We start from the raw sequence: 12,271 nt of genomic DNA, 5'->3' as shown, positions 1-12,271 counted from the left end.
GTGAAGATTGGCGATACCCCTTGCCGAGCCAATCGCCGCTTGCCATTTTTACCTGTGCACGCGACAAGCGGTCAAAGCCCAAGGGCACAATCGAGGCGCAGAAACCATGAACCTCAACCAGCTTTCCTCCGGCGACCTGATTGCCGACCGCCGCGCCGAATATGCGCATATGCTTGCCGAAAGCGGCGACCACACCGGTGCCGCCGACCTGATGTCCCAGGCGCTGGAGCTTGTCCCCGATTGGGCGGCCGGCTGGTTCCGCCTCGCGGACTATCAGGAGAAATCCGGCCGCAAAGAGGCGGCGGTCGCCGCGCTGAAGAAAGTTCTCGAGCTCAACCCTGACGACATTTTCGGCGCCGGCCTGAAGCTTGCCCTCCTCGGCGGCGCTGAAACGCCGGAGCAGCCGTCCAGCCTCTATGTGGCGCAACTGTTCGACGACTATGCCGACCGCTTCGACAAGGCGCTGGTCGAGAAGCTCCACTATACCGTTCCGAAAAAACTCGCCACCCTGATTGCGGCCCAAGCGGGCAACCAGCGCTTCGCCCACGTCATCGATCTCGGCTGCGGCACCGGCCTGTTCGGCGAACGTATCCGCGACAAGGCGGATCACCTGGAAGGCTTCGATCTGTCGGCCAACATGCTGGCCAAGGCGGAAGAAAAAGGCATCTACGACCGGCTTGCGCAGGCCGACCTTTCCCTGCCGCCGGAAAGCTGCGGCCTGTTTGCCAAGGGGAAGGCCTCCGAAAACCGTGCCAACCTCGTCAGCGCTGCCGACGTGCTGATGTATCTCGGCAATCTCGACAGCGTTTTCGTCATCGCATCAAAGCTGATTGCCGATGACGGCCTGTTTGCCTTTTCCGTCGAGGACGGCGGCGACGAAGGCGACTTCGTGCTGCGCGAATCCCTGCGCTACGCGCATTCTGAACGTTACATCCGGCAGCTCTGCAAGCGCTTTGGGCTCGACATACTCGACATTCACAAAACCACCATTCGCAATGATGGCGGAAAACCCGTCTCCGGCATTCTTTTCCTTACGAAAAAATCGGCCTGAACGAACTTTTCTTGCGTAGTGGAATTAGGTCAGCATTTCTTACATATTTTGCTTGATTGAAACCGCAAGAATCCCGATAATTGCTGCATTGCACACAGGCTCTGCTGTCGAACAAACGCTGCGTACTCGTGGTCATTCATTCCAATCACCGCCCGTCCGGATCCGCGCGGGCACTTATCCTTGCAGCCCTCGGAGATCGCGCCATGAGCCTTATCAATGCGCTCGGCTTCTGGAACACCAACGCAACACGCCACACCCCGATCGAGGATGTGCAGGGCATCTTCTCCGGCAGCCTTGTGGCAGCACTTGGCCTCTATGTGCTTGCCAGCGCCGGGCTTCTGACGGGCAGCACCGCCGGCGTCGCCTTCCTCCTGCACTATGCGCTGGGCATCAATTTCGGCCTCGCCTTCTTCCTGCTCAACCTGCCGTTCTTCTATCTCTCGTGGAAGCGCCTCGGCATGGCCTTCACGCTGAAGACCTTCATCGCCATCGGCATCACCTCGCTGCTTACCAATGTCCAGAGCCAGGTGCTGCAGATCGCCAGCATCCACCCGGCTTGGGCAGCCCTTCTCGGCGGCCTGTTGCTCGGTTTCGGCGTGCTCGCGCTCTACCGCCATCGCGCCAGCCTCGGCGGCGTCGGCATTCTCGGCGTCTATCTGCAGGAGCGGTTCGGCATCCGCGCCGGTCTCGTCCAGCTTGCCATCGATCTTTGCGTGCTGGCCGCCGCCTTCTTCGTCACCCCGCCGCCGGTCGTCATCTATTCGGTGCTCGGCGCCGTCGTGCTCAACCTGTTCCTGACCATCAACCACCGCGCCGACCGCTATATCGCGCTTTGACGACTGGCCCGTTGGGATGCGTTGGACCGGAAGCGTGCGCCTCCGGTCCGCGGGGGAAACGTCCGAGCAGGCCTAAGCCGCCTCCCTTTTTCCGTACGGATCAAACCGCCCGTAGAACGTCTCGCCCTTGGCCGCCATATCCTTGAGCAGCGGCGTCGGCCGGAAATGCTCGCCGTAGCTTTCCGCCAGCTTTTCGCACAGCGCCACAAAGGCCTTCACGCCCATGCCGTCGATATAGCTCAGCGTGCCGCCGGTATAGGGGGCGAAGCCGAAGCCGAGTATTGAGCCGACGTCGGCTTCGCGCGGGTCGGTGACGATGCCTTCCTCCATGGTGCGGGCGGCTTCGAGCGCGATGGTCACGAGGAAACGCTGCTTGATGGTCAAGACGTCGAAGTTTTCGGCCGGCTTCGAGGGGTAGAGATCCTTCAGGCCCGGCCACAGGAACTTTTTCGCGGGCTTGGCGGGGTATTCGTAGAAGCCCTTGCCGTTCTTCCGGCCACGGCGGTCGAGGTCGTCGACCAGCGTATTGATCAGCGCCATGTGGCGGGGATCGACTGAGGCTTCGCCGAGGTCGGCGATCGAGGCCTTGAGGATCTTCTGGGAAAGGTCGACCGCCACCTCGTCGTTGAGCGACAGCGGGCCGACCGGCATTCCGGCCATCTTGGCGACATTCTCGATCATCGCCGCCGGCACGCCTTCGATCAGCATGTCATAGGCTTCGTGGATGTAGCGGAAGACGCAGCGGTTGACGTAGAAACCGCGCGTGTCGTTGACGACGATCGGCGTCTTCTTGATCGCGGCGACGAAATCAAGCGCTGTGGCGAGCGCCTTTTCGCCGGTTTCCTTGCCGAGGATGACTTCCGTCAACATCATCTTCTCGACTGGCGAGAAGAAGTGGATGCCGATGAACTGGGCCGGGCGCTTCGAATTCTTCGCAAGGCCGGTGATCGGCAGGGTCGACGTGTTGGAGGCGAAGATGGCATCCTCGGCAAGCACCGCCTCGACCTTCTCGATCACGTCCTTCTTCACCTGGCGGTCCTCGAACACGGCCTCGACGACGAGCTTGACGTCCTTCAGGTCGTTATAGTCGGCAGACGGAGTGATGCGGGCAAGCAGGGCGGTTGCCTCGTCATGCGTCAGTCGTCCCTTACCGATCGAATCCTTCACCAGGCCTTCCGAATGAGCCTTGCCCTTCTCCGCGGCTTCCATGTCGCGGTCGATCAGGGTGACCTCGATGCCGGCGGCGGCGGCGACATAGGCGATCGAGGCGCCCATGAAGCCGGCGCCGACGACGCCGATCTGCTTCAGCTCGGATTTTGGGATGCCGGCCGGACGGCGGGCGCCCTTGCCGAGCTCCTGCATCGAGATGAACAGCGAGCGGATCATCGAGAAGGCTTCGGTGGTCTGCAGGATCTCGGTGAAATAGCGCTGCTCGATCTTCAGGCCGGTATCGAAGGGAACCTGCAGGCCCTCATAGACGCATTTGAGGATCGCAAGACCGCCCGGATAATTGCCGGCGGTTTCGCGGCGCAGGATGGCGGAGGCGGCCGGCCAGAGCTGGGCTGCCGCCGGCGTCCAGATGCCACCGCCGGGAACCTTGTAGCCCTTCTCGTCCCAGGGCTGGACGGGCTTCAGGCCGTTCTTGATCATCGCCTTCGCCGCATTGATCAGTTCGGCCGGCTCGGCGATCTCGTGGATAAGGCCCATGGCCTTGGCGCGCTGCGGCGTGAGCGAGGAGCCAGTGGTCATCATCTGCAACGCGTCCTGGGCGTTGGTGAGGCGGGGAACGCGCTGCGTGCCCCCGGCGCCGGGAAAGATGCCGACCTTGACCTCGGGCAGGGCGATCTTGACCGATTTCGAATTGGCGGCGACGCGGCCGTGGCAGGCGAGCGACAGCTCGAAGGCGCCGCCCATGCAGGTGCCGTTGATGGCCGAGACCCAGGGCTTGCCTGAGGTTTCCAGCTTGCGGAACAGGCCGGTCATCTTGCCGGTCAGGTCGAACAGTTTTTGCGCCGCGTTTTCCGGATCGAGCTTTTTCTGTTCCTGCTGGAAGGTGAACATGCCCTTGATCATCGACAGGTCGGCGCCGCCGGAGAAGGTCGATTTTCCGGAGGTGAAGACGACGCCCTTGACGGCTTCGTCGGCCACGGTCTGGTCGACGATAGCGTCGAGTTCCTTCATGACCTCGGCCGTGAAGACGTTCATCGACTTGTCGGGCATGTTCCAGGTGACCAGCGCAATGCCGTCGGCGTCGGTTTCGATGGTGAAATTGGTGTAGCTCATGATGGGATTTTCCTCTCCCTTGAATTCGTTCATAGTCAAAAGATGCCAAGCGCCAGGCAAAACCCGCCGACAACGAGAATGAGGGCCACCAACAGAACGCGATTTTGCGCACGCAAGCGGCGGACATGTTCGTCCGTTCCGATCCGGGTGGAAGCCGCGTAGTCCGCCTTCATGTCCCTCTCCAGGTTATGATGGGCGAACTCCTCCTCGATTTCGTGGTTCAGGTCTTCGTAGACTTCGCGCCTCGGCATCTGTTTTGTCCTAGACCCGCTCGATAATCGTCGCGGTGCCCATGCCCGCGCCGATGCAAAGCGTCACAAGCGCGGTCTCAAGGCCGCGGCGTTCAAGCTCGTCGAGCACGGTGCCGAGGATCATCGCGCCTGTGGCGCCGAGCGGATGGCCCAGCGCGATGGCGCCGCCATTGACGTTGATCTTGTCATGCGGGATGTCGAAGGCCTGCATGTAGCGCAGCACGACGGCGGCAAACGCCTCGTTGAGCTCGAACAGGTCGATATCGGCAATGGTCATGCCGGCGCGCTTCAGCAGCTTCTCGGTGACATCGACCGGGCCGGTCAGCATCAGCGCCGGATCGGAGCCGATATTGGCAAAAGCCTTGATGCGGGCGCGGGGCTTGAGGCCCATGGATTCGCCACCGGCCTTCGAGCCGAGCAGCACGGCAGCTGAACCGTCGACGATGCCGGACGAATTGCCGGCGTGGTGGACGTAAGTGATCTTCTCGATTTCCGGATGCGCCTGGATGGCGACGGCCTCGAAGCCGCCCATCTCGCCAGGCATCTGGAAGGAGGGGTTAAGCTGGGCGAGGTTCTGCATCGTCGTTGTCGGACGCATGTGCTCGTCCTTGGCGAGGATGGTGATGCCGTTCTGGTCTTTCACGGGGATCACCGACTTGTCGAAATAGCCGTTGTCCCAGGAATGGCCGGCGCGCTTCTGGCTCTCGACCGCATAGGCGTCGACGTCATCGCGGGAGAAGCCATATTTGGTGGCGATCAGGTCGGCCGAGACGCCCTGCGGCATGAAATAGCCGGGGAAATTGACGGACGGGTCCATGTACCAGGCACCGCCGGACATGCCCATGCCGACGCGCGACATGCTTTCCACGCCACCGGCGATGACGATGTCATCGGCACCGTAGGCGATCTTGCCGGCTGCGAAATTGATGGCGTCGAGACCGGACGCGCAGAAGCGCGAAATCTGCATGCCTGGGGCCTTGTTGGAATAGCCGGCCTCGAAGGCGGCGGCCTTGGGGATGACGGCGCCGGCTTCGAACACCGGATCGACGCAGCCCATGATAATGTCGTCCACGGTGGAGGTGTCCAGCCCGTTGCGATCGCGGATCGCCTGCAGCACTCGTGCCGCCAGCCGAGGCGTCGGCACCTCATGCAGTGCTCCATCCTTCTTGCCCCGGCCGCGCGGCGTGCGCACGTGGTCGTAAACGAAGACTTCGGTCATTGGTTTTTCTCCCTATCGGCTATTGGCCGTGAATTCCTTGTTTTTCCTCCTCTCCCCAGCGGGGAGAAGAGCCGCGCAACGCGAGGCGATGAGGGGTCTCCGGCAAGGCCGGAGCCAGAAAAGCCGCGCCTTCGGCGCCCCCTCATCCGGCCCTTCGGGCCACCTTCTCCCCGCTGGCGAGAAGAGGCAAGCCCAATCAGAACGCCGCTGCATCCAGCGCCATCAGCGTATCGGCGCCGGCTTCGATGCGGGCCTTGCGCAGGGCGGTTTCCGGCATGATGCGCTCCATGAAGAATTTGGCCGTGACGAGCTTGTTCTTCAGGTAGGCTTCGCGGGCCGTGTCGCCGGCGGCGAGTTTCTCCTGCGCGGTCTTGGCGATCTTCGCCCACATGTAGCCGAGAACGACGAGGCCGAAGAGGTGCATGTAGTCGGTCGAGCCGGCGCCGGCATTGTCGGGCTTGGCCATGGCATTGCCCATGAACCACATGGTCGCCGCCTGCAGGTCGTTCAAGCCCTTCTTCAGGCCCTTGGTGTAGGTTACGAGTCTCTCGTCGGCGCGGTTTTCCTCGCAGAAATCGCCGATTTCCTTGAACAGCGCGGTGATCGCCCGGCCGCCGTTCAGCGCCAGCTTGCGGCCGACGAGGTCGAGCGCCTGGATGCCGTTGGCGCCTTCGTAGATCATGGCGATGCGGGCATCGCGAACGTACTGGCTCATGCCGTGTTCTTCGATATAGCCGTGGCCGCCGAAGACCTGCTGGGCCATGACGGCATGGTCGAAGCCCTTGTCGGTCAAGACGCCCTTGAGGATCGGCGTCATCAGGCCGAGGATGTCGTCGGCGGTCTGGCGATCCTTTTCGTTGTCGCTGCGATGGGCGATGTCGGATTTCAGCGCCGTCCACAGCGTGAAGGCACGGCCGGCCTCATTGAAGGCCTTGATGGTCATCAGGACGCGGCGGATGTCGGGGTGGACGATGATCGGGTCGGCCTTCTTCTCCGGTGCCTTGGCGCCCGACAGCGCGCGGCCCTGGATGCGGTCGCGGGCATAGTCGGCGGCATTCTGGTAGGCGACCTCAGCGATCGACAGGCCCTGCATGCCGACGCCGAGGCGGGCCTCGTTCATCATCACGAACATGGCGTTCAGGCCCTTGTTCTCCGCGCCGATGAGATAGCCGGTCGCCTCGTCATAGTTCATGACGCAGGTCGAGTTGCCGTGAATGCCCATCTTGTGCTCGATCGCACCGCAGGAGACGCTGTTGCGGCCACCGACGGAGCCGTCGGCTTCGACATGGAATTTCGGTACGATGAACAGCGAGATGCCCTTCACCCCCTCCGGCGCACCCTCGATGCGGGCAAGCACGAGGTGGACGATGTTGTCCGACATGTCATGTTCGCCGGCGGAGATGAAGATCTTCTGGCCGGAAATCTTGTAGGAACCGTCGTCCTGCGGCACAGCCTTGGTGCGCAGCAGCCCGAGGTCGGTGCCGCAATGGGGCTCGGTGAGGTTCATCGTGCCGGTCCACTCGCCCGTCACCATCTTTGGCAGATAGGTCTGTTTCTGGTCGTCGGTGCCATGCACGAGGATCGCGGCGATCGCGCCCTGGGTCAGGCCGGGATACATGGTCAGCGCCATGTTGGCCGAGGACATATATTCGCCGACGGCGGTGTGCAGCGTGTAGGGCAGGCCCTGGCCGCCGAATTCCTCCGGTACCGCAAGGCCAAGCCAGCCGCCCTCGCGGTAAAGATCGAAAGCCTGCTTGAAGCCCTTCGGCGTCGTCACCGTCGCGTCGTCGTTGCGCTTGCAGCCTTCCTGGTCGCCGGAGAGGTTGACCGGAAACAGCACTTCCTCGGCGAGTTTCGCGGCTTCGCCGACGATCGCCTCGATCATGTCCGGCGTCGCATCGGCAAAACCGGGAAGGTTGTTGTAGCGCTCGATGCCAAGGACGTCGTTGAGAATGAAAAGCGTGTCTTCTACCGGGGCCTTATAGCTGGGCATGTCTCGTGTTCCTCACCTGTAACCGTGTCGCGGGGCAAGCCTCTCCTGGGCGCGCGCACCATGTCATTTTCAGCATGCTACAAAACTTTGACGTTTGCGTAAACGTCAAAGTTGATGAAAGCGACAACTTTGCCCTCGAACCTGCCGATGGCCGGAATCGGCATGTGTCGAAATCGCCCGTGCGGAATCCTCCCGGGGTCAGCATGCGCCGAAATCGTTAAAAAAATTTCAGCCTGGTTAACGGCTTATTTACTACGTTTGCCGAAAGTGGTGCTGAGATGGTCAAAGCTGCAACAGTCCTGTCTTCGCGTCGTTGCCGCCTTGTCCGAGTTCGGTACCGGAGTATCCGAAGGGGACATGCCCTCCTGAAGCCGGATTCCGATCAAGGCCGATGAAAGAGGCGAAGAACGATGAACGGATCGCGATCAAATTCCCCACGTCCTGGCGCCCAGCCCCATGGCGACAGGTCGTCCCTTGACGCGCTGAACCGCACGATCGAGGGGCTGGAAGCGCGGATCGAAGGCTTGATGGGAACCGCCGCGCGTGATCCGCGCAGCCGAACTGATACTGCGCCGGCCCGTCACGACCCGATCGCGGAGATCATGCAGCGCCAGCGCACGCTGTCGGCAACCCGCGAGCGCGACATTCTCCGCGACCGCGGAGCGCAAACGCGCGGCTATGACGACCGCCGTGAAGCCCAATCCCCGATCTCATCGGAACGCGACGTGCCGGTTGCGCCGCATTTCAGCGAAGGACTGCGCAGCGAGCAGTTTCGCCGCGAGCCATTGCGGAGCGAACCATTGCGGAGCGAACCATTGCGGAGCGAACCATTGCGCAGCGAACCCAGGCGTTCGGAGCGCCAGGACACGCCGCGCCAGGAATTCCCGCGCCGGGAACCGACGCGAAGCGAGCCGCAGCGCCCGGATCCGGCCACGGCGGAGATTGCACAGGCGCTGGTCGGCCTGCGCCAGGAATTGAAAAGGGACATCGCCGACGGGCTTTCCCGCGAAATGAGTGCGCTGCGCGCCGAAATCCGTGGCATCGCCACCGATGTGGCGCAGGACCAATCGATGGCGGGGGATATCCGCAGCGACCTGCAGAAGCTTTCCGACAGCATCAGCCAGCTCGGCCGGCAGGCCTCCCCCTCGCAGGCCGACGCCCTCAAGGTCGAGTTCGACGAACTGCGCGCCATGATCGACGGCCTTGCCCGAGAAGACAGCGTGCGCCGCATGGAAAGCCGCTGGACCGGCGTCGAAGACCGGATGAATGCCTTCGATTCGAACCGCGACGATGAACTTGTGGCGCTCGCCTACCGGCTCGACGACATCAAGTCGCAGATCGGCGCGATGAACAGCAGTCCGGCGCTGCATGCGCTGGAGGACAAGCTGGTGTCGGTTGCCCAGGCGATCGAGATGATCGGCCGTCATATGCAGCCGGACGACCGCCGCCTCGCCTCGCAATTTGCCGATCTCGATGCGCGTCTCGATGAAATCAGCCGTGCCATCGTTGCAAGTGGCCGCACCGTCGCCCCAGACAGTGCCGGCGTCAACCGCGTCGAAGGTCGTCTTGCCGACCTTTCGCGGCAGATCGACAGCCTGCAGCACCCATCCGACAACGGCATCGGGATCCGCATCGAGGCGCTGGCCGCGCGCGTCGAGGAACTGGCGAACGAGGAAGCCGCAGTGCGCCTCGAAGAACGGCTCGACCAGCTGTCGCTGATGCTGGAGGGCTCGCAGAAGGTCTCCGCCCAGCCGGACCTGACGGGCTATCTCGCCGATATTTCCCGCAAGATCGACGCGCTCGACCAGGGTACCGTCAACGAAGCGCTCGCAGAGCGTCTCGACGATCTCGCCCGCCGCATCGACCAGTTGGACGCGTCATCCGCGGGCTATGGCGGCGAAGACCGTTTCGCCCGGCTTGAAGGCCAGCTTTCGGATATCGCCATCCGCCTCGAGGAAACCCATGCGGCTCCCTACGACGACAGCGAGATCCTGCGCAGCCTGCAGGACCAGATCGCCAATCTGTCGAGCCTCGTCAGCCAGCCGCGAGACATGGCCCCGGTGACCGTCCCTGCCGAATTCGAAGGCCGGATGAGTGCGCTCGAGGACTATCTGGCGACCAGCGACGAATACATCATCGAGGCCGCCCGCCAGGCGGCCGAGGCCGTCATGGAGGCCTATGCCAAGAGTGGCGCCGCCCACACGGCGTCGGGCGGAATGGACATGGCGGCAATCTCGGCGCTCGCCGACGATCTCAAGGTTCTCGAAGACATGAGCCGTTCGAGCGAGGAGCGCACCGCACGCACCTTCGACGCGCTGCACGAGACGCTTGTCCATATCGCCGAGAAGCTGGAACGGCTGGAAGAACGCGGGTTTGAACTTCAAGAACCCCCTCGCGCCTTCGGGACACGAGGGCAGGACAGCCAGCCGCAAATGCCGAAGGCGGCGCAACCGGTTTTCGCGACGGAGGACGAGCCTTTCACCGAGGCTGACTTTGGCCACCGGTACGAGGAACTGAAGCGCGACATGCAAGGGCTCGCCGCGGAAGCCGAGCCGGCGATCCTGTCGCGTGAAGAGGTCGCGGAGGCTGTTCAGATCGTTGCGGAACAGGCCAGCGTGCACCAGGATGACGTGAAGGCGGCGGCACCGGCCGCAAAGACCGGCCTTCTCGCCGGCCTTACCAAGCGGTTTGCCGGCAAGCGCAGAGAACCGGCGCGCGCGGCGGAACGCCAGATGGTCGACCCGACACCGTCGATCGACGCCGCAGAGGTGATCGAGCCGGACATGGCCAATCAATTGCTGGAGCCAGGCTCCGGCGTGCCGGATGTCAAGAAGATCCTGGAGCGCGTGCGGGCCGGGCAGGCCGGTCGCAATGAGCAGCCGGGCGAAGTGGACAAGTCCGATTTCATCGCCGCCGCGCGCCGCGCAGCCCAGCTCGCCGCCGAAGAGGCCGAGGCGCTGAACCGCGGCAAGAGCGGTGCTGCTGCCTCTCCAATCGGCGGCACCCTTTCCCGTCATCGCCGCCCCATCCTGATGGCGGTCGGCGCCGTGCTCCTGGCGATCATGTCCTATCCGCTGGTCAACACGCTGATCGGCGGCGATCGGGCACCGATGGAAGCGCCGGTCGCCGCCATCGAGCAGCCGGCAACGAGCGAGCAGGCAGACACCGCCAGCCTCGCGACGGTACCGCAGGTGAGCGAAGCCGGCTCGGACGGCGCCGACGGCGATGCCGTGCCGCTGGACACGCTGCAGCCGCAGACCGACAAGAACACGGCCGCACATAAGGCGGCAACCGAGCCGCAGATGGCGGAGCCGGATACCGCCACACCGCAGACCACCCTGCCGGAGACGAAGCTGCCGGATACCATCCAGGCAAAGCCGGAGACGGCTGCCGCGGCTTCGCAGATGCCTGCTACTTCGGCAGCGGCGACGTCCGCGGAGGCGACCACCGCAAAGGTAGAGACTTCCCCGGCTGAGACCGTGGCGGCACCCGCAGGCACGGCGATCGTCGTTGCCGCCGAGGTGAAGCCGGAGGCGCTTTCCGAAGCCGCCAGCAAGGGCGATCCGCTGGCGTTCTTCGAGGTCGGCGCTGTCTATACCGAGGGGCGCGGCGTCAAGATCGACCTGGCCGAGGCGGCGAAGTGGTACCAGCGCGCCGCCGACGCGGGTGTCGTTCCGGCCGAATACCGGCTGGCAAGCCTTTATGAAAAGGGCACCGGCGTTGCCCGCGACCTGCCCAAGGCGCGCACGCTCTACCAGCGGGCCGCCGAAAAAGGCAATGCCAGCGCCATGCACAATCTGGCGGTCATGCTGGCGAGCAGCGGCGATGCGGCTCCGGACTTTGCCGGCGCCGGAAAATGGTTCGCCATGGCGGCCGATCGGGGCATCCGCGACAGCCAGTTCAACCTGGCCATCCTCTATGCGCGCGGCAACGGCGTGAAGCAGGATCTGGAAGAGTCCTACAAGTGGTTCGCCATTGCTGCCCGTGACGGCGATAGCGATGCCGGCCAGAAGCGTGACGAGGTGGCCAAGGCCCTGAGCGCGGACCAGCTGAAGAGCGCCAAGGCGAAATTCGAGGCCTGGAAGCAGACGCCGCTCGACGCCGAGGCCAACTCGGTCGATGTGCCCGATGCCTGGGTCGGCAAGGGCGTGAAGACCGCCTCGATCGACATGAAGAAGGCGCTGCGCAACATCCAGGCCATCCTCAACAACAACGGGTTCGATGCTGGAAAGCCGGACGGCGAGATGGGCAAGAAGACCATCGCCGCCATCAAGGCCTTCCAGAAATCGCTCGGCCAGGAACCGACCGGCGAGATCACCGATGCGCTGGTAAAGGAACTGCTGAAGCGAAACGGCTGACGTTGCCTACCCCATACGGACAGAGGGGCGCCGCTTTGACCGGCAGAGTTTCCAGAACGGCGTCTGTGGCCGCAATAATGCCGCAGACCAACCGGACAAGGAGGCCTGCAACGGGTTAGGTCTAAGACCTTGCAGAAGGTTGACAGGTCCAGCCCCGGGGCGCATGACGGAAAGACGTTGAATTCGCAATTTCGAATTGGTTTTCAGGCCTGTTCCATTCCAAATCTCCCGTGGTGAATCACTTGCCACTCTGACGTTTTCGCCCGCCATGCGGGCTATA

Annotated in this window: 7 protein-coding genes; 3 read left to right on the top strand and 4 right to left on the bottom strand. The window is 63.3% G+C overall.

The features are described from left to right. Nucleotides 1-106 precede the first annotated feature (106 nt). Both A3AY_RS0102290 and A3AY_RS0102285 read left to right on the top strand, forming a co-directional pair. On the top strand, nt 107-1,051 hold the full coding sequence (locus A3AY_RS0102290) for a class I SAM-dependent DNA methyltransferase (RefSeq protein ID WP_018324059.1): 945 nt from the start codon (nt 107-109) through the stop codon (nt 1,049-1,051). Between the two features lie 203 nt (nt 1,052-1,254). Continuing rightward, the gene (locus tag A3AY_RS0102285; protein ID WP_018324058.1) at nt 1,255-1,887 is read left to right on the top strand and encodes a YitT family protein; all 633 of its coding nucleotides are present in this window, start codon (nt 1,255-1,257) and stop codon (nt 1,885-1,887) included. 72 nt (nt 1,888-1,959) lie between these two features. On the opposite strand, the gene A3AY_RS0102280 is transcribed toward A3AY_RS0102285, so the two are convergent. The 4 genes from A3AY_RS0102280 to A3AY_RS0102265 all read right to left on the bottom strand — a co-directional run bounded on the left by A3AY_RS0102280 (nt 1,960) and on the right by A3AY_RS0102265 (nt 7,633). Beyond that, nucleotides 1,960-4,170, bottom strand: a complete 2,211-nt coding sequence (locus tag A3AY_RS0102280; protein ID WP_026203032.1) for an FAD-dependent oxidoreductase — start codon at nt 4,168-4,170, stop codon at nt 1,960-1,962. 35 nt (nt 4,171-4,205) lie between these two features. After that, nucleotides 4,206-4,421, bottom strand: a complete 216-nt coding sequence (locus tag A3AY_RS0102275) for a hypothetical protein (protein WP_018324056.1) — start codon at nt 4,419-4,421, stop codon at nt 4,206-4,208. Between the two features lie 10 nt (nt 4,422-4,431). Beyond that, the gene (locus A3AY_RS0102270) at nt 4,432-5,640 is read right to left on the bottom strand and encodes an acetyl-CoA C-acetyltransferase (protein WP_018324055.1); all 1,209 of its coding nucleotides are present in this window, start codon (nt 5,638-5,640) and stop codon (nt 4,432-4,434) included. 196 nt (nt 5,641-5,836) lie between these two features. Continuing rightward, nucleotides 5,837-7,633: an acyl-CoA dehydrogenase C-terminal domain-containing protein gene (locus A3AY_RS0102265; protein ID WP_018324054.1), complete on the bottom strand. Its 1,797-nt coding sequence runs from the start codon at nt 7,631-7,633 to the stop codon at nt 5,837-5,839. Nucleotides 7,634-8,043: 410 nt separating this feature from the next. Here A3AY_RS0102265 and A3AY_RS0102255 point away from each other — a divergent pair, with 410 nt between their 5' ends. Beyond that, nucleotides 8,044-11,991, top strand: a complete 3,948-nt coding sequence (locus A3AY_RS0102255) for a peptidoglycan-binding protein (protein WP_018324053.1) — start codon at nt 8,044-8,046, stop codon at nt 11,989-11,991. Nucleotides 11,992-12,271: the final 280 nt, after the last annotated feature.

It is taken from the genome of Rhizobium giardinii bv. giardinii H152 (assembly GCF_000379605.1).
In the GTDB taxonomy this organism is placed as follows: Bacteria; Pseudomonadota; Alphaproteobacteria; order Rhizobiales; family Rhizobiaceae; genus Pararhizobium; species Pararhizobium giardinii.
Note: the sequence above shows the minus strand (reverse complement) of the source record. Positions and strands in the feature narration are given on the sequence as shown.